18 protein-coding genes and 2 pseudogenes are annotated in these 24771 nt (G+C 60.7%); 9 read left to right on the top strand and 11 right to left on the bottom strand.

The features are described from left to right. Nucleotides 1-15: 15 nt before the first annotated feature. The 9 genes from G0A00_RS22320 to G0A00_RS22280 all read right to left on the bottom strand — a co-directional run bounded on the left by G0A00_RS22320 (nucleotide 16) and on the right by G0A00_RS22280 (nucleotide 12669). Nucleotides 16-882: an efflux RND transporter periplasmic adaptor subunit gene (locus tag G0A00_RS22320; RefSeq protein ID WP_164184566.1), complete on the bottom strand. Its 867-nt coding sequence runs from the start codon at nucleotides 880-882 to the stop codon at nucleotides 16-18. Between the two features lie 93 nt (nucleotides 883-975). Next, the gene (locus G0A00_RS22315; protein ID WP_203595480.1) at nucleotides 976-2334 is read right to left on the bottom strand and encodes a serine hydrolase; all 1359 of its coding nucleotides are present in this window, start codon (nucleotides 2332-2334) and stop codon (nucleotides 976-978) included. Between the two features lie 185 nt (nucleotides 2335-2519). Continuing rightward, nucleotides 2520-4193, bottom strand: a complete 1674-nt coding sequence (locus G0A00_RS22310) for an amidohydrolase family protein (protein ID WP_164184567.1) — start codon at nucleotides 4191-4193, stop codon at nucleotides 2520-2522. Between the two features lie 184 nt (nucleotides 4194-4377). Continuing rightward, nucleotides 4378-5673 carry a dipeptidase gene (locus G0A00_RS22305; protein ID WP_203595479.1) on the bottom strand — a complete coding sequence of 432 codons (1296 nt, stop codon included), beginning with the start codon at nucleotides 5671-5673 and terminating at the stop codon, nucleotides 4378-4380. Nucleotides 5674-5686: 13 nt separating this feature from the next. Beyond that, the gene (locus G0A00_RS22300; RefSeq protein WP_164184568.1) at nucleotides 5687-7048 is read right to left on the bottom strand and encodes an amidohydrolase family protein; all 1362 of its coding nucleotides are present in this window, start codon (nucleotides 7046-7048) and stop codon (nucleotides 5687-5689) included. A gap of 115 nt (nucleotides 7049-7163) precedes the next feature. Then, on the bottom strand, nucleotides 7164-8465 hold the full coding sequence (locus G0A00_RS22295) for a serine hydrolase (RefSeq protein WP_164184569.1): 1302 nt from the start codon (nucleotides 8463-8465) through the stop codon (nucleotides 7164-7166). A 507-nt stretch (nucleotides 8466-8972) separates the two neighbouring features. Continuing rightward, nucleotides 8973-9974, bottom strand: coding sequence for a helix-turn-helix domain-containing protein (locus tag G0A00_RS26905; protein WP_164184570.1), 1002 nt, complete (start codon nucleotides 9972-9974; stop codon nucleotides 8973-8975). A gap of 323 nt (nucleotides 9975-10297) precedes the next feature. Next, nucleotides 10298-11278, bottom strand: a complete 981-nt coding sequence (locus G0A00_RS22285; RefSeq protein WP_164184571.1) for a helix-turn-helix domain-containing protein — start codon at nucleotides 11276-11278, stop codon at nucleotides 10298-10300. Between the two features lie 56 nt (nucleotides 11279-11334). Further along, nucleotides 11335-12669 (bottom strand): amidohydrolase family protein, encoded by a 1335-nt coding sequence (locus tag G0A00_RS22280; protein ID WP_164184572.1) that lies wholly within the window; start codon nucleotides 12667-12669, stop codon nucleotides 11335-11337. A 1729-nt stretch (nucleotides 12670-14398) separates the two neighbouring features. Between G0A00_RS22280 and G0A00_RS22275 the strand changes: the two genes are divergently transcribed. From G0A00_RS22275 to G0A00_RS22255, 5 genes are all read left to right on the top strand, one after another. Continuing rightward, on the top strand, nucleotides 14399-16597 hold the full coding sequence (locus G0A00_RS22275; RefSeq protein ID WP_164184573.1) for a hypothetical protein: 2199 nt from the start codon (nucleotides 14399-14401) through the stop codon (nucleotides 16595-16597). Continuing rightward, complete coding sequence (locus G0A00_RS22270; RefSeq protein WP_164184574.1) at nucleotides 16564-17220, top strand: hypothetical protein; 657 nt, start codon at nucleotides 16564-16566, stop codon at nucleotides 17218-17220. The genes G0A00_RS22275 and G0A00_RS22270 overlap by 34 nt, the downstream gene beginning before the upstream one ends. A 547-nt stretch (nucleotides 17221-17767) precedes the next feature. Further along, on the top strand, nucleotides 17768-18367 hold the full coding sequence (locus tag G0A00_RS22265) for a hypothetical protein (RefSeq protein WP_164184575.1): 600 nt from the start codon (nucleotides 17768-17770) through the stop codon (nucleotides 18365-18367). Continuing rightward, nucleotides 18361-19296 carry a hypothetical protein gene (locus tag G0A00_RS22260; RefSeq protein WP_164184576.1) on the top strand — a complete coding sequence of 312 codons (936 nt, stop codon included), beginning with the start codon at nucleotides 18361-18363 and terminating at the stop codon, nucleotides 19294-19296. Before G0A00_RS22265 ends, G0A00_RS22260 begins: the two co-directional genes overlap by 7 nt. 32 nt (nucleotides 19297-19328) lie before the next feature. Next, nucleotides 19329-19724: a hypothetical protein gene (locus G0A00_RS22255; protein WP_164184577.1), complete on the top strand. Its 396-nt coding sequence runs from the start codon at nucleotides 19329-19331 to the stop codon at nucleotides 19722-19724. Between the two features lie 864 nt (nucleotides 19725-20588). On the opposite strand, the gene G0A00_RS22250 is transcribed toward G0A00_RS22255, so the two are convergent. Beyond that, nucleotides 20589-21125, bottom strand: coding sequence for a DUF6647 family protein (locus tag G0A00_RS22250; protein WP_164184579.1), 537 nt, complete (start codon nucleotides 21123-21125; stop codon nucleotides 20589-20591). A 112-nt stretch (nucleotides 21126-21237) separates the two neighbouring features. Here G0A00_RS22250 and G0A00_RS22245 point away from each other — a divergent pair, with 112 nt between their 5' ends. Next, the gene (locus G0A00_RS22245; protein WP_164184580.1) at nucleotides 21238-22149 is read left to right on the top strand and encodes a LysR substrate-binding domain-containing protein; all 912 of its coding nucleotides are present in this window, start codon (nucleotides 21238-21240) and stop codon (nucleotides 22147-22149) included. 215 nt (nucleotides 22150-22364) lie between these two features. Here the strand turns inward: G0A00_RS22245 and G0A00_RS22240 are convergent, their stop codons facing one another. Continuing rightward, nucleotides 22365-22847 (bottom strand): hypothetical protein, encoded by a 483-nt coding sequence (locus G0A00_RS22240; RefSeq protein ID WP_164184581.1) that lies wholly within the window; start codon nucleotides 22845-22847, stop codon nucleotides 22365-22367. A gap of 177 nt (nucleotides 22848-23024) precedes the next feature. Here G0A00_RS22240 and G0A00_RS26785 point away from each other — a divergent pair. From G0A00_RS26785 to G0A00_RS26605, 3 genes and pseudogenes are all read left to right on the top strand, one after another. After that, nucleotides 23025-23117 (top strand): annotated as a pseudogene (locus G0A00_RS26785) (DNA methyltransferase); the annotation flags it as partial. A gap of 338 nt (nucleotides 23118-23455) precedes the next feature. Further along, entirely contained in the window at nucleotides 23456-23704 is a 249-nt protein-coding gene (locus G0A00_RS26610; RefSeq protein WP_235953280.1) for a class I SAM-dependent methyltransferase, read from the top strand. 24 nt (nucleotides 23705-23728) lie between these two features. Next, a pseudogene (locus G0A00_RS26605) lies at nucleotides 23729-24265 on the top strand (class I SAM-dependent methyltransferase); the annotation flags it as partial. Between the last annotated feature and the right edge of the window lie 506 nt (nucleotides 24266-24771).

The raw sequence follows: 24771 nt of genomic DNA, 5'->3' as shown, positions 1-24771 counted from the left end.
GCCGCCCCCGGCGCGTCATGGCTTGACCCTCGACTGGATGGCCACCTTGAGCCCCGGGCGCAGAAGCAACTCCGGGTTGGGAAATTCCACCCAGACGGTCATCTTCTGACTCTCCGCCTCGAACTTGTACCCGCCGGAGACGAGCCTGCCTTCGTGGGGGTACACCTCTCCTCCGGGCAGGATCAGCGACAAGGCGATGCCGTCGATCAGCTCCTGATCCGAGCCGAACATCTTCTGCCGTGCGGCATAGACATCGTAGGGCACCTCGCCCACGACCTGGATCGGGTCCAGCTGGGTGATGATGGCCATGGTGATGTCGCCGTCACCGACGTCCTGCCAGCCGTTCTCACGGACCATCGGCGCGCTCATCATGCCAGCGAAGGGGGCCTTCTGGGTCATCTGCATGACCCCGAGCCCGGCCAGTCCGACATTGGCTTCGGCCGCGGCAAGGTTCGCGGCGGCGATATCTCGCAGCGCTATGGTCTTCTCCAGCTCGACCTCCGAGACGACATCCCGGTCCTTGAGGAGCTCGGCCCGCTTCACCTCCGCGATGGCCTCCTGTAATTGCGCCTGCGCCGCATCTTGCTGCGCCTTTGCCAGGTCGAGGCGGTATTGCGCGGGGGGCATGGCGAACTCAAAGAGGACGTCGCCTTCATCAACGATCTGCCCCGGCACGAAGGCGATGTGCCGAAGCCACCCGCTGACGATCGGCGTGATGTCGGCCTCGCGCGCGGGGACGACGGTGCCTTCGAATTGGACCACCTCATAGGCCCCGTCCTGCGCCGCTGCCGGTGTCTGCGACAGCCCCAGCAGCACGCCGAAAAGCGCGGCGGCGCTGGCCAAACCAATGCGCGACGTCCCCCTCAGGAACCGGTCGGGCATTGATCTTGGCGTCTCTCTTATGAAGATCACGACATAACTCTCCGTCTTTACAGGTCCGGCCGCATTCAGCCCCCGGTGCCCATTGCGCCGGTGCTATTCTCCGCTCAGATACTTCGCGGCCTGCCGCAGGAAGCCCTGGGCCCGGTCTTCGCCGTAGGGCGGGATGTAGCCGTTGGTCGAGAAGTAGACGCCCACGAAATCCCGGGCCGGATCGACGTAAAGCCCTTGCCCCACATTGCCGTGCTTGTAGAGCGCGCCGTCCTCGAAGACCGCGTCCCATTGCATCGAATTCGCCTTCGGCTCTTCGCCGAATTCGTCGGTCAGACCTGCGAACTTCGACCCGCGCCGGAAGGCTTCCGGGTTGCCGGTGTTCTGCATCCGCTCGAGCGCTGCGTCGGAGACGATGTCCTCATGCGCAGTGGCGGCCCAGCTGGGGGTGAAGATCAGGCCGAAACGGGCGAAGTCCTCCAGCGTGGTGGAGATCAGCCCATGGGTCACGGCGGTGCCATCCGGCATCAGGTGGAACATGATGTCCTCGCGCGCGCCGACCTTGCCCCAGACCCGTTCCTGGAACAGGTCGGCCCAGCTCTTGTCATCGAGGTTCTCGGCCAGCAGCACGCTGACCTGCGTCACCGCCGAGGAGTAGCGGAAGACCTCGCCGGGTTCTTCGCCCTCGATCTTCTCGGCTGTCTTCAGGATGTCGAGCCAGTTCTCCATTTCCCCCGTCAGCGGGTTGGGCGAGCCGAACTCGGCCGAGAAGAAGCGAACGATGATCGAGGCAGGGTCGATGATGGCGTCGAGAGTTTCCTCGAGCGCCAGCCCTGTCTCCATGTTGGCCGCATCGAGGACCGAGACGCCGTCCCAGTTCGAGCCCGCCAGTTCCGGGACGTAGTCGACCACGTCCTTCGACATGTCGAGTTTCCCCTCCTCCTCGAGCAGCGCGAGGATCAGCCCGACGGTCGCCTTGCCCGGCGACATCCAGGCGTGGCGATCCATCTGGTTCATGCCCGGATACTGCTCGTAGACGACCTTGCCCTTGTGGATCATCATCATGCCCTGCAGCCGGTGGTTGGGATGCACGATATACTCCGACAGCGGCATCTCACCTTCGGAGGTCGTCCAGCGCACCCCATCGCCGATACTGTCGTCGATGGCGCGCTCCAGCGGGATGTACTCGGGATGCGGCGAGGAATAAGCCGTGGGGAGCATCTCGCTGAGGTTCTGGTTGTAATAGAGGGCGTGGTCGCCACCCATCTGGTAGTGGAAGTTCTCGAAGGCCGCCCGGGCATCCCGCGAGAACTGCAGGGACCAGGGCTCCTTCGCGGCTTCGACGGGCAGCGTCGTCATGGCCCCCGGCACTTCGAGGTATTTCTGCAGCGGGTTGTCCTGCGCAAGCGCGGGCAGCGCGAGCGTTCCGAGGACAAGTGCGGAGGTAAGGGGCAACTTGATCATCTGCATAAGTCGGTTTCCTTGGCCGGTGCATCCGAAGGATGCTTCTGAGAGACTGCCCTGACCGGGGTGCCGTGCTGGCAGTCCGGGGAGCACCTGCGTGCGATCGCCATATCGAGGCGCGCTCCCCCATTGCGATAGATGAAGCGGCACCGATCAACCGGAAACGCCCGCTTTCGGTCAGTTTGTCAGTCGCAGCAATTGATGATGCGGTGATCGTACTGCGGCTGGGTGCCGGGCACGCCGCCACCGAAATCCTGCGGCACTTCGTAGAAGGTCTGCGTCCAGGTGCTGACCTCCAGCGGCTCCAGCTTGCTCTCCTGCGGCTCGAAGCGGATCGGCTGGCCGGGGTTTACGTCCTTCAGCACCTCGGAGTCGTCCACCACCAACGTGCCGTTCACGATGACATAGGGGATCCCGGTCGAGGGCAGCGTGCCCTGCTCATAGGTCGCGTTGTCGGTGACCGTCTCGGGATCGAAGACCGTGATGTCGGCGATCATGCCTTCCTGCATCCGGCCGCGTTCCTGCATCGCCCTGAGCCCCATCTCGCTGAACGGGCGGGCCGAGTTCCAGCTGGTCTGGGCCACCGATTGCATCAGCGAAATGCCGTTCTCGCGCCCCAGCCGCAGGGCCTTGGCGAAGCTGCCGGCGCCGCGCGGGTGGCTGTTGGGCAGGTCCTCGTAGGGCGTGTCCCAAGGAATATCGCCGAGGATCGGCACGGTGTCCGAGGCGATCGCCACGCCCGGCATCTTCAGCCAATCGACGATGGCTTCCGGGGGCATCTTGTAGACAAGGACAAGACGTGCGGGTTCCTTCGCGACCATCTCGGCCCGGCTTTCCGCAGTGTACCACTCTCCGGTCAGCACGTCCTGGATCGTATCCTCGTAGCGGTAGCCAAGCTGGTCGACCCAGACCTCCGGTTCCAGGAAGACAGCGTTCAGCGCGGTCGAGCCCGCGGCATAAGGGTAGAGCTCGCCCCAGACGTTCATCCCGCGCACGCGCATCCGGGTCAGGAGCTCATGGACAAGGTTGTAGCCGGGGTTGTTGAAGTGGCAGGCGATGGCGGGTGCGCCAAGGGCCGCGGCATTCGCGAGCATCTCCTGGATACCGTTCGATTCCGTCGTGTCGGTGCCCGGCGTGTAGCGGAAGTGGAAGGCGGAGGGACGGCCATAGTTCCCGGCGGTCTTCTGCAGCTCGAACACCTCGCGCGCGCTTGCACCGTCGCGCATGTAGCCCAGCGTCGAGCCCATCGCGATCGCACCGGCCGCCAGACCTTCGTCGATGACGCGCAGGATTTCGTTGCCCTGATCGATGTCCGGTCGGGTCAGGGCCCAGCCGGTCTTGTCAGACCCGCGGTGGTTCAGCGCCTCGGGACAGTCGAGTGTGGTGATCCCGTCAAGGACGTAGGCGCGGGCCATCTCATGCGAGGAGGCACAGCCATAGTTGATCTGGGTGGTCCCCTCCCGCATGGCGTACCAGTCGCCCACCAGCGTGCCGAGCGTGCCCATCTCGAGGTCCATCACCGTGGTGCGGCCATCGCGCAGCGCCAGCTTGTGGCCCATGGGTCGGACCCAGTGGAAATGGGTGTCGATGAAGCCCGGGGCGACCACGTGACCGGTGGCGTCGATCTGACGGGTGCCTTCCAGCGCGTCGGCGATGATGGCGGTGATCCGCCCGTCCTTCACGCCCACGTTCGCGACCTCGTCGAAACCGGTTTCCGGATCCATGACCCGGCCGTTCAGGATCACCAGATCGAAGGGGGCCGAGGCCTGGGCCATGGCCTTGCCGGCGAGGCTGGCGGCGGCGACGGTGGCGGTTGCGCCGACATTGAATTCGCGGCGGGAAATGGGGGTATCAGTCATTGGCTTGGTCTCCGGAGATCTGAGTGCTCGCCTATGTCTTGATCGTCAGATTGGACTGGGCGCCGGGACGACGGTGAAATCGGAGCCTGCGCGGATGCAGGGGGCCGGTTTCACCGCCGCGTTTGCAAGGAAGGTCGTCCGCGCCTTCATCGGGCCGCGGGCAGGCCTCGACTTTTGGGGCGCGTTACCGCCAGACCTCCCCGATCACGCGGTACATGTTGCCGCCCAGGAACTTGCTGCAATCCTCGTCCGAGTAGCCGTGTTCGAGCATCTTATCGACCAGGGCTGCCGCGATCTGGTACGGGGCCGGCGTCGGCACGCCCTTGGCCCCCATTTCCGCGCTGTACCCCCCGTCAGGGAAGACCGCCGCGCCCATGGGCGTCTGGATCAGCGACGCGGTGAAATTGATATTGGGGATGTAGTCGGAGCCGAAGCCAACATAATCGATGCCCACCAGTTCGGCCATGTAGTCGATGTGACGGAAGACGGCGTCGGCGGTGAGAATGTCCGGGTTGGACTTGTCGAGAAAGGCCCCGACCAGGTTCAGGCTGCAGACGCCGCCACTCTCCGCGACGGCCTTGATCACCGCGTCGGAGATGCTGCGCTGATAGTCCGCGATGGCCAGCGCACCGGAATGGGACGAAATCACCGGCTGGCTGCTGCGCTCGATGGCGTCGAGCGAGGTTTGTTCGCCGGTGTGGCTGACATCCACCAGCATGCCGTGGCGGTTGTAGGCATCGATCAGCTGCTTGCCATAGGCCGTCAGGCCGCCGTTGGCGGTCTCGAAGCAGCCGTCCCCGACGGAATTGCGCTGGTTGTAGGCCAGCAGGCAGTAACCGTAGCCCAGTTGCCGCCACAGCCCGACCATGTCCACATCGTTCTCGAACAACGCGGTCCCCTGGTGGGTGAAGTAGATGCCGAGCTTGTCCTCTTGGATCGCGGCATCGATGTCGCTGGCATTGCGGACGATCTTGTAGAGGTCAGGTCGCTCGGCGATCTTGTTGAGGTAGAAGATCAACGCGCCTGCGACGCCGCGGATCGACGCGTCCAGTGAATCCGCCGAAGGACAGATCGCCAGCACCTTGAAGCCGGCCGCCTTGCACCGCGCCATTTCATCCGCAAACTCCGGCGCTTCGGGGCCGGACCACTGGTCAGGCCAGATAGCAGAGAAAAGCGTGTCCATGGTTTTTGAGCTCTGCACGATCGCCTCCGCCTCGGAAGAGGCGGGATAGACATGAGAGCGCTGCGGAATATCCGAGTAGTCCTTGATCTCGAACTCCGGCATGCTGACCGACGCGTTCGTGGCCGGAATGTCTGCCGCCGAGGCCTTGCTGGGCCCGAGGGCCATCGCCGCGGCCCCGCCCATGGCGGTGAACGCCTCGATGAACTCGCGCCGGGTGGTGCCGGCCGGTGCTGCAAAGTCCACGCCGTCCGGGAGTGCGGTGGCTTCGGCGGCCTTATTGGGAGCGTAGCGTTTCATTGGTCAATCCTCCTCAATTCTCAAGCGTGTTCTTGTAGATGACGCCGTCCTTCATGATCACCACGAAGTTGGTCTCGGGATCGGCGATCAGGTTGATGTCTTCGAGCGGATTGCCGTCCACCAGCAGCATGTCGGCCAGCGCGCCCTCTTCGATCACGCCGTTCTTGCCGGGATAGGGATCGCGGGGACCGACCATCTTGAACAACTCGTAGTTCTGGCTGGTGGCCATGCGCAGCACCTCCCAAGGCTCGAACCACTGGGTCAGCTTCGCAAGCTGCGCCCCCTGACGCGCCTGCAGGGGCGGATCGTTCTGCGTGTCGGTGCCGAAGCCGATCTTCAGGTCGTATTTCTTCGCCAGCTCGTAGGCGATCGGCGTGCCTGACACGAGCTGATGGAACTTGACCCCCTCGAAGGAGCCTTCGGGGAACGGGATCGCATCTTCGTCATCAAGGATCGGCTGCATGCAGACCCAGGCGTCAGCCTCCTTGACCATCTGCGCGGTTTCCTCGTCCATCATCAGCCCGTGCTCGATGCTTTTGACGCCCGCCGCCAGCGCATGCTGCATCGCCTTGGCCGAATAGGCATGGACGGAGACGTAGGTGTTCCAGTTCTCGGCCACCTCGACGATGGCGTGCAGCTCTTCCTGCGTGAACTGCGCCACGTCCAGCGGGTCCGACGGCGAGGCCACGCCCCCGCCCGCCATGGCCTTGAGTTGCACGGCGCCCTTCATCAGGTTCTCTCGCGCGCGCTGCATGACCTGCGCCTTGCCGTCGGCGATGATGAGCACGCCGCGCTGCTCCTGCGCGGTCAGGTCACGCGCGTAGTCCCGCGGCACGTCCAGCATCGACCGGAAATCGGCGTGTCCGGAGGTCTGCGAGATGTAGGAGCCCGACGGATATATGCGCGGCCCCACATAGGTGCCCTCGTCGATCAGCTTCTTCAGCCCGAAGACCGGCCCGCCCATGTCGCGCAGGGTGGTGAAGCCGCGCATCAGCACCTTTTCAGCGCCGATGGCCGCCTCGAGCGCGATGTAGTCGAGATCCTGCGTCAGGAAGAGCGCATTGGTCGTGTTGGCCTGCATCGTGTGCCAGTGGCAGTCCGTCAGGCCCGGCATCAGCGTGTCGCCGCCTGCGTCAATCACGGTGGCCCCTTCGGGCGCGGTGATCTCTGCCGCGATGGTGCTGATCGTATTGCCTTCGATCAGCACGCTCATCGGGCCGGAGAGATCAGGCGACGTGCCATTGAAGATCTGGGCGTTGGTGATCAGGATGGGCGCGGAACCCTCCTGCGCTGTCACCGCGCTGCCGGCAACGGCAAGAGCGAGGGCAGTGGCGGCTCCGCCCTTGAGGTAGCGGCGTTGGGTTCTGGCCTTCATGATCTTGATCTCCCTGTTTGCTTTGTGCGCCCCTCCCGTGGGGCGGGGGCTGCGCCGGGTGGGCCTGCCTCCGCGGAGACGCGGGACAGGCCGGGGTCCGGCGCAGCCTCTCCGGTCAGTCGAAGTGCAGCGCGATGGCCCGGGCCATCGCCTCGTTCCATTCAGAGCCGTCGCCGGTGGTGAACCAGACGGCGACCAAGTCTTTGGACGGCGAGACGTACAGCCCCTGCCCGCCGACACCGCCTTTGAACATGTCCCCATCAGGCAGGATCGCGTCCCACATGTAGGCGTTCGAGAGCTGACCTTCGGCATCCGCGAATTTCGGCGACATCACGTGGCCCACGTAGCCGTCGGGATAGGCGTCTGGATTGCCCGAGGTCTGAATGCGTTCGAGCACCGCGTCGCTGATCACCTTGGAGCCGGTGACCGTCTCGGCGCTTGGCGTGAACATCGCGCCGAAGCGGGCAAAGTCGCGCAGAGTGATGCTGGTCATGCCGAAGGCCAATGCGAAGCCGTTGGGCGACATAATGAAATCGCCGTCGTGGTCGGCGCCGATCTTGCTCCAGACCCGGTCGGTGAAGATCTCGGCGAAGGGCCGGTCCTCGACCGCCTCAGCGACGCGCGCCAGCAGCCAGGTGTTGATCGAGTTGTACTCGAAGACCTCGCCGCCGGGTTTGCTGCGCTCCATCGCGCGCAGCACGGCGAAAGTGTCGCTCTCGCCCTGGTTCGGGAAGATACCGAGCGTGGCCGCCCAGCGGTACCAGATCTGCTGGGGATTGGTCCGGCTGTCCGGGTTCGGCTCGTCATGCTCGGTGCCGTTGAGGCCGGTCTGCATATCGGCGACCTCGCGCAGGGTGACCGAGTCCCAGACCGAGCCCTTCAGCTGATCGACATATTCGGTCACCGGCTTCGACAGGTCGACCTTGCCCTCTTCCTCGAGCAGCGCAAGGATGGTGGAACTAAAGACCTTGCTCGCCGAGAAGGTGATGTGGGACATGTCCGGCGACATGGTCTTGTAGCGCTCGTAGATGATCTTGCCGTCCTTCATCACGAGCATCGCATCCATCGGCATTGCCTCGAAATGCTCTGCTACGGTGCGAACCGCGCCCTCCTTGCCCGTAAAGGAGATGTCGCCGATCGCCTCGTCTGTCGCGGTCTCCAGCACCGTCGGCATGCCCGAGCGGGTGAAGCGCGCGGTCGGAAAAATCTGCGACACATGCTGCCAGATGTAGTGCGTTTCCGGGCTCGCGAACTGGAAACTCACCGCGTTGGCGGGATCGGCGAAATACTCCTGGATTTCCTTGACGCGCCCAAGCGAGGTGTCGGCGGTCGAGGTGCCTTCCTGCGCGGGTGCGACCTGCGGCAGCGCCAGAGCGATCGCAGTAGAAAGGGCGATCTTCAAGGACGTGTAGCGCATGAGACGTGCTCCAATGTTTGGCTGTTTCCGGCGGGATCGCGCGGGCGCAAAGATGCGCGGAGTGGTCGTCGCTGTTTAAGTGTCTTGCGCAGCAGCATTCATTCACCTTCCGTCGGTTTCGGAGCTCCTGAATTTCCGCCACGCCTAATCAACCGCGCGATCGCCGCGCTGTGCTCGACAAAGCTCTGATGTCTCTGAGCGGGTGCGTTCCCGACATCCCGGTCCAGATCTTTCAACAATCACCACGAGCATCGTCATTGCCTTGATATTGGCGCTGGAGCTGGACCTCTCACGGTCCGGTAATTCTGGAGTTTTGGCAGTGTCTTAAAATCTTACTCGGACGATCTGGCTCTGCGTTTCGAGCGCCGGGGCGTCCTCATGTCTGCTGTTCTATCAGGTCGGCGCCTCAATACGGCACCGAGTTCGTATGCAGATATTCTCAAATTGCGCTTCCGGCGGATGATCCCGGCCCGTAAGCACCATCAACTATAGCCCTTTTGGCCGATTTCAGGGAGAGCCATCCCTGAGGGTCGCCGATGGCGACTCTCCGAATAGTCGCCGATACTCGACGGAAAAGCGCCCCATTTCCGTAAAACCAACTGAGAGGGCCGCATTGCGTACGGCGCCGCGTGCAGCCTCGGTGGCGACGAGGTATCGCCTTGCGTCCGTCAGGCGCCTCTTCTGGAAGTAGGCAAGCGGGGCCTCGCCGCACACCGAGTGAAACGCACGGTAGAGCGAGGATTGGCTGACCTCGGCGGCTGCGCAGATATCCGCCAGAGAAATCGGACCGGCTTCTGCCTCGAAAAAACGCTCTTCGGCCTTTCGCACAATCCGCTCCGGCGCTTCGCGGCGAGCTTGTCGTGTGTTTTCAGGCGTTGCGAAGAGATAGGCGTCGAGCAGGAGGCCGAAGAACGCGTCACTCAGGTCGGTGTCCCGCGCGCCGCTCGCCAGCGGCGGACCAGCGCCTGCCGCCGCGCGCATCAGAACGGAGAAGTCCCTGCGGTAGCCAGTTGCAACAGCCTCGGTCAGCTTAAGCGCAGATGGGTCGAGATGCACATCTTCCGGCCCAACCCCTCTGAGGGCTGCAAGCGCGGCGACAAGGTGGTCACGGCGCACAACGATGCCGCCCGTCCGACGCGCTCCGCCTGCTGCATGGAACCCATCCTGTTTGCCCTGCGCGTAGAGCACCGACCGTTCAGCCGCTGTCCCATTGATCCGGTATTCTTCCGAGCCGTCCCACCACATGAAGGCGAAGCACTCCGGCTTGACGATGACAACGCCGACCGATGCGGTGTGATGGTTCACCCCAAGAACCGACACCTTGTCCGAGGAGAAGATCGCAAGGTGGGACGGTCCCGGTCCGGGCTTGAGATGGGTGACGGACGCCTCCGCAACAGGGAGCAGAGGTTCTGCCATGCCGCGATAATCGACGACCCTCTCGGCGAACACCGTGGCAACGCGACCCGATGGCCGGTTCTCCATGGCGTTGTTCGTGGCATCCTCCTCCACCGCAGTCCCTCCCATTTCTCTGGATGATGACCCCGAACGGCTCCCCTCACCTGTTCCAGCGCCCTGCCCGCACATTTGCGGGTCACGCGATCTCGGCCCCGAGCATGCAGTCTCCTGCCGCACCCTGTCGGCCGGCTGTGACGCATCCATGGTCCAACAGGCCGGAACTTCCTTGCCAAGCGATGCATTGGCCTAACGGTCGAAAAGACCCTGAGGTCATAACCGCGCTACGATCGGCCGACGTTAAGTAGGCTACATGCTAAAGCGACGGTCTCCGAAAATTTCAGTATGCGAATTCTTCCAAAATAACGCCGCTCTCCGCCCTATCTCCCATACATGGACAAAGTCGCCGAGGGGGACTTTCCGAACAGGCTGCGGTATTCGAGCGAAAAGCGCCCCATCTCGGTCAGCCCGGCGGAAAGCGCAGCGTTCTTTACCGCGCCGCGGTAGCGCTCCGATGTCATCAGCACTCTTCGGGCTTCGTTCAGGCGCCTCTTGTGAAAATAGGCGAGCGGCGCGTCATCGCAAACCGAGTGAAAGGCGCGGTAGAGCACCGATTGGCTGACTCCCGCCGCGGCGCAGAGATCGGCAAGCGAGACCGGGCCTCCCTCCGCCTCGAAATAGCGCTCCTCTGCGCGTCGCACGATCTGCTCTGCAGGGCGCCTGGTCGAGCGGAGATTCTGCTCGGGTGTCGCGCCAAGATAGGCCTCCAGCAGTACGCCGAACAGCCCGTCGCCAAGGTTGCCCGTCCGCGCGCCGTCTTCGAGGGCGGCCCCCATGAACGCCTTGATATCGCGTCGGTAGCGCTGAGCCGCAGCATCGCTCAGTCTCAGGGCCGCGCGACCGAGATGCACGTCCTCCGGGCCAACCCCTCTCAGAGCGGCAAGCGCGCTGATCAGATCGTCGCGGCGCACCGTCAGGCCAGCGGTCCGGCGCTTGCCGCCCACGGCGTGAAAGCCGTCCTGCTCGCCCTGGGTATGGAGCAGAGACGTCTCGGTGTGGACGCCGTTGATCCGACACTCCTCCGGCCCGTCCCACCACATGAAGCCGAAGCACTCGGGCTTGATGATCACTGTTCCCACCGAGGGCGCGTTGAAGTGAACGGCGAGGATGTTGACCTTGTCGGAAGAGAAGATGCCGACATTCGAAGGCGGCGGCCCCGGTGCAAGTTGCGTGGCCGAGACCTCGAGAACGGGGAGCAAGGGCTCGGCCGTTCCGCTGTAGTCTTCCACCTTTTCCGAATGCATCGCCGAATAGGTGCCTTCCGGTCGTCTGTCCGCCCGGTATTCTGCGGAATCCTTCATACGCGTTGCCTCCTCCCCTGCCTGACATCCCTGCGCGGTCAGCGCCCGCGGCGCGATCAGTCGCCGAGCGTGTTCTTGAAGACCTTGCCATCCTTCATGATGAGGTCGAAATTCGCGTCCGGATCCGCCACGAGATCGATGTCCTCGAGCGGGTTGCCATCGACGAGGATCAGGTCGGCATAGGCGCCTGGCTCCAGCACACCCAGCGGACCCTGCTGATACGGGTGGCGCGGACCGGCCAACTCAAGCAGCTCGGCATTGGTCGAGGTCGCCATCTTCAGCACCTCGTAAGGCGTGTACCAGCGGCTCATCTTGGCAAGGAACGCGCCCTGCTTCTCCGCCAGATCCGCGTCGAAGAGCATGTCGGTGCCGAAGGCCACCTTGACGCCGATTTCCTTCGCCATCTGGATCGAGTTCGAGGTGCCATCGGTCACTTCGATGAATTTCTGCGTGCTGACCGGGTCGTTAAAGCTGAAGGCGTCCTCGTCGTTAAGGATCGGCTGGACCGAGAGCCAGACGTCTTTGTCTTTCATCATCTGGACAGTCTCGCGGCTCAGAAGATTGCCGTGCTCGATGGACTTCACGCCGGCCTCGATGGCCATCTGCGCCGCCTCGTCGGTGAAGATGTGCGAGGCGACATAGGTGTTGTAGCTTTTGGCAACCTCGACGAAGGCCCTGAGCTCGGCCTTGGTGTACTGGCTCACGTCCAGCGGGTCGTAGACCGAGGACACCCCGCCACCGCCCGAAATCTTCAGCTGGCTCGCCCCCATACGCATCACTTCGCGTGCGCGCAGGGTGACGTCATCCACGCCATCGGCGATCAGCATCAGGCCGACGCGGTTCCAGTACCAAAGCGAGTCGCCCGGGTTCGATGGCACGTCCTGATAGGCGCCATAGTCAAAGTGCCCACCGGTCTGACTCATCGGCGGACCCGAGGGCAGGATACGCGGGCCCGGAATTTCGCCGGCGTCGATCATCTTCTTGGTGGCAAAAGGATTGCCGCCGACGTCGCGTACGGTGGTGAAGCCGCGCATCAGGGTGCGTTCCGAGCCCATGGCACCGCGGATGGCAATCTCGAGAATGTCGCCGGTGACCACAGTGCTCTGCGAGGCGCAGCAATAGGAGGTGTGCCAGTGAACGTCGATCAGACCGGGGATCATGGTGCGCCCGCCACCGTCGATCACCGTACCGCCGGCAATGGCGAGGTCTTCGGTCGAGATCTCGGAAATGAGATTGCCGGTCACCACGACATTTGCGTTTTCGATCAGCGCCTCGTTGACCCCGTCGAAGACATTGACGTTGGTGATGAGGATCGGAGCAAGAGCCAGGGCGGGCGACGAAGCAAAGGCAGCCAGCAGCGCCAGCATGGAAACGCGAATAGGCGAACTCATTGACGCGCACTCCTCCAGCAACATTCAATTCGGAGATAGCAATAATTTCAGATTTCGATCTTGATGCAGGTCAACCTATCCAGGCAACCGGAGATGTATGCGCCGGTGCCCGACATTTTCCGACATTGGCTGCAGTCGGACGCAGTTTTATCGGCGAAGCCGCCTTTCCGTAGGCAGCACACGAGTGGTTGATGCGGAGAATTCTGCACAGCAGCGAACCGCTGGAAGTCCGCTGTGCAGCCATTGCTTCTGAGAAATGCGCTACATTGCGCACGAAAGACAGGCTCCACGGATGCGATGCGGCATGAAGGTTTGCTGCGCCGAAGCAAAGGCTTCGCTGCGTGCGCGTGCAGAGGAAAATTGGTTATTCCGCAATGGGCTCGGAGGCGCCGATCGCTGCGCTCAGGTCGGCATCAGCTCTCCTCTCTACGATCGCACGCAGACCCATCATGGGTTTGATCATCGAGGCCATCTCTCGGTTCAGGTTGGCTCACCAATCAGGCCCTACCGAGAAACCCGATGGCCACCGAAAGCTATGCCACGTCCCTGAGACGCCCCCATTCCCAGAGTGGTGGCTTCAGCGTTCACGTCGACCGGATCCGTTCCGATGGAGTTGCGGGTAACCAATAAGAAATGCCCGAGGTTCGACGCTCGTATGAACGGAGAAGCCCGAACGCAGCTGATCCGGGCCGTAGAGCCGGCACAGGAAAAGTCCTCTTTGGCGGCTCCTGCAGCGGGCATGTCTTTAGCGCGACGGTCGCAGAAACCCGAGCTGTGCGAAAAACAGTGTGCAGCAAAAATAAGCTTGATGCACACAAGAGGAACAATGGCTTGAGCGGTATAAATTAAACATAACTCGACGGTATATTGCGCCAAGATCAGGTTGGATGCCGATTCCTGGAGAGTATGGGAAGCGACCTGTGCTCCACGGCACATGCAAGATTTCACCCGCGGCCAGGTTATGTCTTTCGATCTCTCGTCAGCCTTGACGCAGCCAGCGAGAGATTTCGGTCTTTGCAGAGGCGCTGATGCTGTAACCCATTGTCACGTTCTCGCAGGCGCAGCGAATGGCCCGTCTGACGACGCTGCGTCATGGAGTGATTATGACAGACCGATGTACGCAGTGGGCCGAATTCAACACGCGGGCCGCCTCATCTGGGTGAGGACGTCGCCGCACTGCCGCAGGTCTGCTCCGAGCCCAAACTCACTGCGCTGGTCGTAATATGCTTCACAGTCGCAGCATGGGAGTGCCTCTCGCTCCCGGCCTAATGAACGGACGTTCGTAGTCTTGGTGGGCGCTGCGACGCGGCTTTCACCAAAGCGGCCGTTCGGGCTTCGCCGCAGCATTTCCAACGACCCGAGGCCGGCAGTGCGGGACGAAGCGGTTGTTCGTCCCTGCCTTGGGGGCGGCGGGCAACTGTGCTCAGCTGCCGTTGGTCAGTTGCGACGGTCGGCTCTGTACGCAGAGAAGCCAACTTCCACGTGGTTGAGGCCAACGCCGCTTGAACTATTTTCGCGCACAGCGCGATGCATCTCAAATCAAGGCCCTAGCGACGCACACATCGTCACCGCTGCACGCATCAAAGCAGGGGAGCGTTGCCTCGGTTTTGTTTTTTCAGTTGCGAGTACGCCCGCCGACGGCAATGGTAGCCGTGACTACTCGCTTGCGGTCACATAGTCCCGATACTGAGTATTGGTGCGCGGCCAAAAATAGCTAACGAGGAGAATGATGACGGGAGACGATTTCCAAGAAGCCGAAAAAAATCTTTACGAATTCGGATACCAAACCGCAGTAAAGCTTCAAAGCAAGTTACTTGACCAACGGGCGCCGCACCCATCGCATGATTGGCACCTCCGAACAAAATATGACTATAAAGACGACGCCGAGTTCCGCTTGCTCTTAGAGAACGTATTTGGTCACCACGAAACCACGCGCTTCAAGAGGTCGTCTCTAGAACGTGCGGACTGGAAAAATGGGGACTACTGCACCTCGCACTTTCATCATAACGGAGATTTCTTTCAGAACGTGCGCGTCATGATAGGCCTTGCACCTGGCAACCCATCCCTGACGTACGACGAGATCTTCGAACGATGGGCGAAAGTTGGAGCTATGGGTGAACGGAATGAGATTACGTTCCTCGTCGGCAATATTGGAATTGGAAAGACCACTTTTCTGTGCAACTACATGTCTCGAAAATATGCCGCCTACCGGGAAGCGTCGTTAGTGCCCGTAAGGATCAATTTAGATACCGCATGTTCACACGAAATACGGCCGATATCTGAAATTATTCGCCATATAAAAGAATCTGTATTGTCTACACTGGTTGACAACGAAGAAATTTCGTTAGCAGATAGAAATCGCCTGCAAGAGGAGAGCGCCGTTGCGGAAAGCCAATCTCCGGAAAGAGTTGCGAATAGTTTAGCACACCTGCTTTCCCAGATCGATCACTACCACACCATTAAGATCGCGCTCTTTATCGACAATATAGACTTCCTTTATCACTTGGGAGACCGGGGCTTCTTTGCAACAGACGGTGACCTACACCCGGATCGAGGAGACGTTAGGAAAGCACACGACACCATTCTACAGATCATAAACGTATTTTGGAGAGATACAAACTTCAGCGCTAGCAAGTTGGGAATCCCGGTCGTCCTTTCTGCGAGAAAGGACACCCTTAGTTTTCTACTTTCCAGGCACACAGAGGTCCCGGTGAAGGCGATAGAGGAGAACACGTTTTCTATTGAGCAGCCAACGCAAGATCTTGCGCGCCGCGTCATTTCAAAGCGGTTCGACCTCGCCGCAGAGTTGGCTGAAGGAATACCAGAAGCAGTGAAGCGGCAAGAAGTAATAACGCAGTGTCGTGAACTCAAGCAGCGCTACACCGACGACTCCATGCAGACCCATTCCGGGCGAAGACTCTTTCACGATCTTTGGCACGTGAGCAGAAGCGGCCTGCGTGACATGATTGATCAGATTAGTAAGTATTCATGGCTTGAGTTCAACGAGTCACGACGGGCCAAATCTCTCAATGAGCGGTTCACGCGGCAGTACTTTCCTTCAATCCTAGCTTATGCCCTAGACGGCCAAAGGAAGTACTCCCAACTCACCGGAAATGTTCCCAACTTATTCTTAATTAACGCTAGGGCATCTAACCACGATTTTGGGGTACCTAAAGAATTTAAAGACGGGCATTTCTTCTCTCTCTGGTTAAAAAAACTCATCATCCAGTATATTCTGGCGCGTCGCGATATGATGGTTGATACTGACAGCATCTTGAATGCCTTCTGCGGATCAAGTCGGCGCGGTTACTCAGAGAACCTCGTGCGATACTGCTTGAGTGGCTTATTTGAGGTGCCCACAGCGGAGCTTATTTCGGTTGACGTTGCGTCTGACGTAAGTGCGGGTGGGCGACCTTTCGTCCGAAATATTTCGGTCACCGAGCGCGGAAAATTTCTTGTTGAAGATTTTTCTAACTCCTTCGTGTACCTCCAGTTGGTTGTTGACGACAACAAGATGGTATTTCCGAAGAGTTTGGCCGGTATGTTTTCGTATGGGGACCCGGATTACGGGTACCTGTTTGGCGACGCAAGGGAGTACCGCGAGGGGGTCAGAGCCGTTGTTCTGAATAAGGGGCGCCAGTGTACATTGTTCGCAACGCTGCTCGAGGAAGTGTTGCGTTGTGAACGCGAGCTATATCCAAACGTATTTAGGAGACTGACGGAGGAAGGAGTAAAGCTGCACGCTGAGGGGGTCATCGTAGAGAAAGTTGCGTCCGGCGCTTCGGCAGTAGCGAGTGCGCTTCACTTTCAGGACGAACTCCCATTCACGGAGCAAAAAGAGATGCGTCGGATGCGTGCGATCGTCAGGCAGAAAGTTGAAGAGGTGTTCGATCCATGCTTCAAATTCCACGAGCAGCATTTTTCTTAAGTGCTGTCGTCTTCTGTGTAACGGAAACTAGCTCCGCTCAGGCTGCCGAGAACGCAAGAGCCGTTGTCGATAACGACGCTGTAGCGATTCTCACGTGCCCACCGGACGGTCAGGTGATTTCTATAGTTGGCGCTGAAATTCAACGTCGCGAGCAGGTGGGTCCGTGCTTAGCCGCCTATGTACCATGGTTGGGTCAGAAATACATCCTCGCGGTCGTAAATAGCGGCGGAGAGCCAAACGTCCGCGGATTTGAAGTTGTGGCGACTGGTGAGGTTTCTTTCATCCAGAGATATGAAAAATTGATCCTGTTTGTTCTCGGTATGGCTGCGGCGACGATCGGTAGCCTGGCCGCGGCTGCTATGTCGCCGTTAAAGCAGTACGTGGTACTTCACATCAAGTTTCGGCGGAGCCGGGATGCCTTGCTGCTCGCGGCCAACGAATTCGAGAGGGACTATGAAATAAGTCAAGAACTTAAGAAAGTCGCATCGGGAAAGTTCACTGCCAATTATCTTATCTCTAGACGATTCCTTGAGCGGTGCAGAAAATTGGTCCGAGCGACGGAAGAGTGGCATTCCGAAAAGATTACGGGTGCTGAGTTAAGTGCTCGGATTAAAAACTTGTGACCGTTTCGGCTGATGCACGTCTGTTGGGGACTTCATGCACTTGCGATGGACATGGATCGACGTGTGAGGTCGACTACGACAATCTCAGGGGCTCTGTCAGATGACAGCAATCCGTCGGCATTCCCGACATCAAGACCCTGCGCAGCATCTGTCAAATTGGGCTCGCTACGGTCATGCGGCGGCGCAGCAGGGGCACGCGCACATGCCTGCAGGGCCGCAGTCGCTCCCGGCCCAGTGCCAAAATCCAAACAGCTGTCTCAATGCTTCACGCGCAGGCCGCTTCCCGGACATTTGCAGTAGGCGCTCGATCGCAGGGCTGTTCAAAATCTGCAACCCGGATAAGCCTTCCCGCGGAGACTCCAGGAAGCCGGCCGAGGCGCGATAGCCGAAATAGCTGTAGTGGTCGAAACGTTGCGGTTAGCCTGTGCCGAAGCGACCATTCAGTAAGAAGACGGATCCTGCTTCCTTTCCTGGAAGACGGATTTTTGTTATGGTCTGATTGATTGCTGCGTTCACAATCGGACGGTGCGCGTCTTCGGGGTGCATTATGACAATCAACAGTCTGCTCTATTTTCGCATGGCTGAGCGGCTCGCGCTTACGGCCGTCATCGTATTAGTGGCGCTGGTCGTGATGATCGGCTTCTGGCGCACCGTGCAGAAATTCAATCTCACCGATGGCGGCAAGCTGGGCATCGCCGGATCATTCGCCTTCTCGACGCCGGTCTTCGTGCTTCTGACGATCGTCGGGTACGCTTGGGTGTCGCTGACCAACGAGATCACCGTCGATGCTGAGAGCGGCAAGACCACGCTGATGGGCGATACGCCCGAAGTGGTCGTCGACCAGAATATACAGGCGCTGCTGCGCGCTGCCGGCAACGGTGCCGAAGACGCCCGCCCCGCCGATCGCGAGAACGATCTTGCCAAGCTCGAGGAAAAACTCTGGGCGATCAACTGCGCCGCGCGCGGACGCGATCTGCCCCCGCCCGTCGCCGCCAGTCTGGTCACCGTCAAACTGGCGCTGATCGCCCCGTTCTGGGACAACGCGTGGGGCGATTTCGCAGGGTTCGAGACATGGGCACGCTCGGGCACTGGAAAGCCGTCCGAACCACCGCGCGCACTCTTTGCCGGAGTGGACCCGCGATGTTGAAAACGCTCACGCTGATCCTCGCGATCGCCGGCCTTCCCGCGGCGGCGCAGATGTATAGCGATGCCCAGCTGGAGGAGACGCGCCAGCGTTCTGCCGCCATTATCCGCGACGTGCTGCGCGCCGATATCATCGCGCTTCTGCCGCCGCAGCAGATCGCCGCCTCAGCCGAAGTCACGGTCAGCTTCCCGGCGCGCGGGCGCGGGCCGCTCGCCTTCTGGTCCTATCCCTCCACTGGCGAGATCGTCATGCCGCTCGACGCACTGCGCTTCTTTGGCGATCTCACCCTCGTATACGCGTGGTTCGACCATCGCCTTTGCCGCGTCGACCCGGTGCAAGCCTACGTGCTTCACGTCCTGCTCGGGAACACTGAGACCGAGCCGCTTGCGGCCTTCGGGCTGAGCAAGGAGCAGGTCGTGAACGCCTACCGCACCGATCCGGGCACCGGCCAGCCCCTTTCGGCGGACGATCTGTCGCAAAAAATCTTCTCCTCCTCCCTCTACTTCATCCTCGCCCACGAGCTTGGCCACATCCTTCTCGGCCACACAGGCGGTCTGGACGGCGCCCTATCGCAGGCTCAGGAGTGGCAGTCTGACGCCTTCGCGCTGGAGCATTTCGCCCGAGTCGGCACCGCGCCCATCGGCATCCTATATTTCTATATGGCACTGTGGTTCGCGGACCCTTACGGCGAGGCGCAGGCCGAGCACAGCCACCCCATGTCCGCCGACCGTATCTCGGCCATCGCGGATGAAATCCTGTCGCGGATCGGCGACTTCACCTGGCGCGAGCCCAGCCCAACGCCGGTCATCAAGGCGGTGACCGAGATGAAAACGATCGCGCGCATCGCCCGCGACGACAACATGCGCCAAGTCGCGATCGCACAGTTGCTACACGCCTTTCCCGTGGCGGGACTGCCGCAAACATGCCCATGACACCGCCTGCCGAAAACAGGAGGAAGAGCCCCATGAGATACAGTACAGTAATTCCGATCTGCGCGCTGCTCGGCGCCTGTGTCTCGCCAATCGGTGGTATTGGCGGCGGCCTGTCGGACGCGATCGTCGAAGCCTACAGCGGCCCCTCCTTCGATGCCCAGATTGTCCCAGGTCTGCGCGGCACCTGCAACGAAGGCGAGATCGCAACCCTTCGCCAGACCCATATCGAGGTGACCCGCGCCACCAATAACTTCGACATCCAAGGTGTGATGAACGCAGGCAACCGCCTCTACGGCGTCTCACCCGCCTGCCGCAACGCCTACCAGCAGACCGCGGCGGCGATTTGCCGCCAGCAGGCTATCGACAGTTGGCAGCCGAACTCGGAGCCCTACGAAACCGCCCTTGCCCGCGCCAACAACTGCGGCTGAAGCTGTTGCGGCCCCGCCGCGAGATATAATGAAATCCATAGCGAGAAATGCTATACAAACATTGCTACTGCAGCTGCCCGCGTAGCACGTTCGACGCCTCGGACCTCTCAACTTCGAAACTCGGAAAGTTTACAACCGAGCAGCTATGTAATTGTACTTTTTTGTGGCGAATTCATTCGAAAACCAGAAACCTATATAACAGGAATCCATAGTTTAATTGCGAAATGCCATTTTCATAATGCAGCAAAACTTATGCCTTCTGTTTATTTCGATGCAGAACCCGCCATAGTCGTACACCGAGAGCTTCAAAATGACTTCGAAGCCGCATTGCAGCGCTACACCGAGATCGAAGACTGTAGGCTGAAGCGAACGGCTGCTTTGGTTCTTGCGGGTCATCCAGCCCCCACGCGCAGCGAAGGTCCGAAATCCGCCCTTCGTGTAGGTCGCTGCGGGTTCGGCAGCGTGATCCTGGCGAAATGTCAGCTTCCACGTCCTGGCAAGGGTGCGTTCGCACACGCAAAGAAGGTCCGCTCCCCGCCCCTCCTGTAGGCGTCTGGTGCTATGCTGCGCCGGACACCAACATCCGCTCTGGGGCTCAGACAGACATCTCACCGCCTGATTGGCAGGCGGCGAGAGCGGCAGAACACATCTGCGGCGCGGTGTCGGCCGGACGACAGGTAGCAGACGTCGCTCGGCCGTGTTCATCTCTCGAAAGCTGTCATTGAGGCGGAGCGCAGCAATCGGCCATTCCAAGCTTGAACTGACCGCCTCATGTCGGAGGGGTTCGCTGCAGAGTTGCCGCCCGCGATTGTCCATTCTCGCAGCAGTACAGAGCGCAGATTTTCTTCAACACCATCGGGTGAGCTACTCTGGATGGATATCTCGTGGGCTGCATCCCGCGTCGAGCACGATGGCCATCCAATTTACATCAACTGACTCCCCTTGCTCCGAAAGCCACGCCTCTTGCAGGCGGTAGGCCGGTAGCTCCTGTGCTGACGGGCAATACCAGTGATATGGCGCCTGCCGATGATGTACGAGTTCGTGCAGCAAAACGGCGACATCACCTGGCTGGCGCGGATCCCAGGGGCGCACCAACAGAACTTCGGATCGTTGGGGATCATAGAGCCCTCGCAAACGACCGCGTTGGAAGCTGGCCGTCTCCCCCTGCCGCGTCGCGCCCTGCCATGCGCTGACGAGGCGGACTTGAGGGGCCGTATCGCGGCGCGGCCAGTCTGCCTGTGCATCGAGCCAGTCCTCAAGAGTCGATATGAGCATGGACATACTCTCTGCCTGCCGCCACTGGGCGACAAATTCTTGCGAAGAAAGCTCGGCCCGCGAAAGTGTCGGACACAAGGCGATCAAGGCCGTGCCGAGCGCCATGGCTAAACGGGGGCTATGCATCGATCACTCCGGTGAATGATTTTGAGATTGGATACCCCGATGCTACGATGCTGCCGGCACGTCACCGAACGATCATATTTCAGGCTCACGTGAATTCAGGTCAGGCAGGGAAATGGGACGCAAGCTTCCCCCCTTCGCAGCCGTCAGGGCCTTCGAGGCCACTGCGCGGCACATGTCGGTTAAGGCCGCGGCTGAAGAGCTGTGCCTGACCCCCTCGGCCGTAAGCCACCAGATTAAGGCGCTAGAGGGGTTTCTGGACACGCAGCTTTTCGAGCGCGCTGGCAACCGGATCGCGCTGACCCTCACGGGGAAAGGCTATGCCGGCAAGCTGACCGGCCTGCTCGATACGTTCCTCGAAGAGACCGAGGCGGTTCGCGAGGCTCCCCGCATCCTGCGCGTCCTCTCCACGCCCGGCTTCGCGGCGCGTTGGCTGGTGCCCCGCCTGCCGAGGCTCGACTTCGCCCGTGACGTCAGGCTGCGGGTCTCGAACGGCGCACCGTCGCTCGACTTCGCGACCAATGACGCGGATGTCGTGATCCAGTGGTCGGACCGCACAACACCCGGTTTGCACGTCGAGCCGCTGATGGCCTCGGCACGCTATCCGGTGATTTCACCCGAGTTGCGCCAGCGGGAGATCGTGCGGCATCCGGAGGATTTGCTGCGCCTCACGCTTTTTTATGACGAGACGGACGATGCCTGGCCGGAATGGTTCCAAAGGGCGGGCCTTGCAGGTGCGGAATTGCCACCGGGACCGACATATCCGAACTGTGAACTTTCAACGACGATGGTCGAGCAGCATCAAGGCGTGTCGCTCGCCTACGATGCCGTCGTCCGTGGCACGATAGCCTCGGGAAGGCTGGAACGCCTCTTCGACGTGGCCACGCCGCGACTACCGATCTATGCGATCGCCTGCCCCGAACCCCGTGCGCATGACCCGCGGATTGCTGCGTTTCGACACTGGCTCCGAGCGGAAGCCGAGGCGGAGGGAGTGGTTCCGCAGCATCTGCCGCAGGCAGCAGAGTAATTGCGGAGATGAGGCATCGCAGCATCGCCTGAGCTGTTGCAACGAACGTGCGCTCTTTAGTTGTCCAAGGGGCTAAGGCCGAAAGTCCGCTTCAGCGGATCAGGCTACTCAAGACGAGGGCCACGTTTGGGCTGCGAACGGCCGGACGGCCCCGGTCTAACTATCCCCGGCGAGGACGCTATCGTCCATTTGGAGAGTACCCACCACCTGAAGGATTAACGGCACGCTTTGGTGTAGGCGGCGAGAGTTCTGATCTGTTTTCCCGTAAGAGGTTTCGAGATTCTGACTGTGGGCAGCCTGGCGTAGGGGAGCTTTGAAACGACGCCCTCGCAATTCTCCTGGTATTTGGTATTTATAACACCCTGAGCGCCATTGGTTTGCCAAGGGAACTTAGGTCCGTCCATAAATAAGATGAATGTTCGGCCGCCCACCACCGACGCGTAGATGTCGCGCGCGGTGATGAGGTCGATTTCATATCTTTGCGCGTGAATGACCGCATTTTCACGGTAGCCGCAGGCACGGGTATATGTGGCCGCGACTTCGAGCATACATCCGTCGACAGTGGCGACAACATCCTGGGCGTCGGAGTGTGTCGCCAGAATAGGGGGGATCTCGGCCGGATCGGGGGATATCTGACGAAGGCTAAACCAGAGGGCACAACAGGCTCCAATGGCTATCAGAACAAACTTCAACGTCATCGCAACCGATCCACTAAACTTAGAGTGACGCTAGTCGGCAACATTTAGCGTAGTCAACCCATGCGAGAACGTACTTCCTCGCATTCCGTTTCTGATTTTGAAGGCGTGCCGCGCATCACGCGCAGCGTGACCTTCGCGCAGGCATAGGATGGCACCGCAACCGACCCCACTCAGAAGCCCGAGGCAAGTATCGAGTCTCTCATCCGCAACGCCCGCCCCCCCGGCGACGTCGTCCGAGACCCGTTCGCCGGGTCGGGAACCACCGGATAGGTAGCCTCCCGGCTCAGAAAGCCCGCAATCGTGATCGAACAGAACTTCGATACTTTGCGGCGACGCAGGAAAGGTTTAGAGGTGACCTCTGCAGCGCCGGCATGTGATCCAACAAGCCCGCAGGGTCCGCTCTGCGCAGGGCCCTGCCGTTTGCACTTGCGCCGTGGTCCGGTCAGAACAGCGACAATCACAGATGATTTCCTAAGTATCGGTTCTTGCATTCTCGGCTACCCGCATTCGGCAAACCGAGGCCCGATCTGAAACGGTAGGCTTCTTGCAACTTCCATGGTATCTTGACGTCATTCTCAGGCCCCAACCGTTGCTTGAGGAAAATCGTCATGGCCGACTCATCCAGCTTCATCGGAGACATCCCACGGCACTACGATGAGGGTCTCGGCCCTGTCCTCTTCGAGGATTATGCGGACCTGTTGGTTGCCAAGTGTTGCGCGCATCCGGTGGCAAACGCGATGGAGTTGGCTGCAGGTACCGGCATCGTGAGCCGGAAACTCCGCGACAGCCTCCCCGCTGCAGCGAACTTGCTGGTGACCGATCTTAACGCGCCGATGCTGGAGGTGGCCAAGCGCTAGTTCTCGGACGACGAAAACGTCGTTTTCTCCGTCGTGAACGCGATGGCACTGCCGTTCAAGAACGCGACGTTCGACCTCCTGCTCTGCCAGTTCGGAGTGATGTTTTTCCCCGACAAGGTCGAAGCGTTCCGCGAGGCGGCGCGTGTCCTTAAACCGGGCGGACGATACGTGTTCAGCGTGTTCAGCGCGATGCAGGAGAACCCGCACTCCCAACTGGCCCTAGCCATCCCGGCCCAGTTCTTCCCGGGCGAGCCGCCGGGCTTCTACAAGGTACCGTTCCACTACGGAGATCCGGAAAAGGTTCGTGCGGACCTGGCCACTGCGGGCTGGCGCGATGTCATCCACGAGACAATCCGACTGCGCAAGAAGCTCGACGATCCCGAAGGTTTCGCGAAGGGCCTCGTGTACGGCAACCCGATGATCGAGGACATCAGGGCCCTTGGAACGGTCGATCCGGAAACGGTCGTCGCCGCGGTTCTGAGGGGGCTTTGGGTCACGTTCGGTCCGGCCGACATGCATCTTCCGCTGGAAGCCACGATTTTCACCTGCATGGTGGATTAGGCGCGCGGAAGGCGTCGTCTGCGTCCTGACTGACACAACCTATCATGCCCGGGTTTCGTAGAGCCTTTCGAACCCCAAGAGGTCGCTGCGCCATCCGCCGCAAACCTGGCAGACCCGGCGCAACGCGCCAATTGCCGGCCCTGTGTCCAGAGCCGATCGATGGTCGACTTCTCTGTCTCGCCTCAGGGCGTCAGAAAGGCGCAATAACGCCAACACAGGGCCCGCCGGCTGGCCCACACCAAGAACACAAGCGGGGCTGCATGCGGCCCCGCCACAGCGCCCACCCAGGACATGTCCGATGCGACTCTCGGGTCACACCGCGCTGTTGTTTCGAGATGACTTGTTGCTCTTTGGCGTCATGTTCAAAATTGTGCGGGTATGGCGCATGAATTGGTCTCATGCGTTGGTACGTGTTCGAGAGTGGGCGCGTATGGCGACGCGGTTAGCCAGTATCCCTAGGCTCAGGATGCATTGATTTCGCGGGAACAGCATGATTCACGGCTTTG

Origin of the sequence: Salipiger sp. PrR002, from assembly GCF_010500775.1 — a bacterium.
GTDB lineage: Bacteria > Pseudomonadota > Alphaproteobacteria > Rhodobacterales > Rhodobacteraceae > Salipiger.
This window is presented reverse-complemented; position numbering and strand designations above follow the sequence as displayed.

What these genes read in the sequence shown, in the direction of transcription:
- G0A00_RS22320 (WP_164184566.1), bottom strand. Translation starts at nt 882, where the DNA reads ATGCCCGACCGGTTCCTGAGGGGGACGTCGCGCATTGGTTTGGCCAGC.
- G0A00_RS22315 (WP_203595480.1), bottom strand. Translation starts at nt 2,334, where the DNA reads ATGATCAAGTTGCCCCTTACCTCCGCACTTGTCCTCGGAACGCTCGCG.
- G0A00_RS22310 (WP_164184567.1), bottom strand. Translation starts at nt 4,193, where the DNA reads ATGACTGATACCCCCATTTCCCGCCGCGAATTCAATGTCGGCGCAACC.
- G0A00_RS22305 (WP_203595479.1), bottom strand. Translation starts at nt 5,673, where the DNA reads ATGAAACGCTACGCTCCCAATAAGGCCGCCGAAGCCACCGCACTCCCG.
- G0A00_RS22300 (WP_164184568.1), bottom strand. Translation starts at nt 7,048, where the DNA reads ATGAAGGCCAGAACCCAACGCCGCTACCTCAAGGGCGGAGCCGCCACT.
- G0A00_RS22295 (WP_164184569.1), bottom strand. Translation starts at nt 8,465, where the DNA reads ATGCGCTACACGTCCTTGAAGATCGCCCTTTCTACTGCGATCGCTCTG.
- G0A00_RS22285 (WP_164184571.1), bottom strand. Translation starts at nt 11,278, where the DNA reads ATGAAGGATTCCGCAGAATACCGGGCGGACAGACGACCGGAAGGCACC.
- G0A00_RS22280 (WP_164184572.1), bottom strand. Translation starts at nt 12,669, where the DNA reads ATGAGTTCGCCTATTCGCGTTTCCATGCTGGCGCTGCTGGCTGCCTTT.
- G0A00_RS22275 (WP_164184573.1), top strand. Translation starts at nt 14,399, where the DNA reads ATGACGGGAGACGATTTCCAAGAAGCCGAAAAAAATCTTTACGAATTC.
- G0A00_RS22270 (WP_164184574.1), top strand. Translation starts at nt 16,564, where the DNA reads ATGCTTCAAATTCCACGAGCAGCATTTTTCTTAAGTGCTGTCGTCTTC.
- G0A00_RS22265 (WP_164184575.1), top strand. Translation starts at nt 17,768, where the DNA reads ATGACAATCAACAGTCTGCTCTATTTTCGCATGGCTGAGCGGCTCGCG.
- G0A00_RS22260 (WP_164184576.1), top strand. Translation starts at nt 18,361, where the DNA reads ATGTTGAAAACGCTCACGCTGATCCTCGCGATCGCCGGCCTTCCCGCG.
- G0A00_RS22255 (WP_164184577.1), top strand. Translation starts at nt 19,329, where the DNA reads ATGAGATACAGTACAGTAATTCCGATCTGCGCGCTGCTCGGCGCCTGT.
- G0A00_RS22250 (WP_164184579.1), bottom strand. Translation starts at nt 21,125, where the DNA reads ATGCATAGCCCCCGTTTAGCCATGGCGCTCGGCACGGCCTTGATCGCC.
- G0A00_RS22245 (WP_164184580.1), top strand. Translation starts at nt 21,238, where the DNA reads ATGGGACGCAAGCTTCCCCCCTTCGCAGCCGTCAGGGCCTTCGAGGCC.
- G0A00_RS22240 (WP_164184581.1), bottom strand. Translation starts at nt 22,847, where the DNA reads ATGACGTTGAAGTTTGTTCTGATAGCCATTGGAGCCTGTTGTGCCCTC.
- G0A00_RS26610 (WP_235953280.1), top strand. Translation starts at nt 23,456, where the DNA reads ATGGCCGACTCATCCAGCTTCATCGGAGACATCCCACGGCACTACGAT.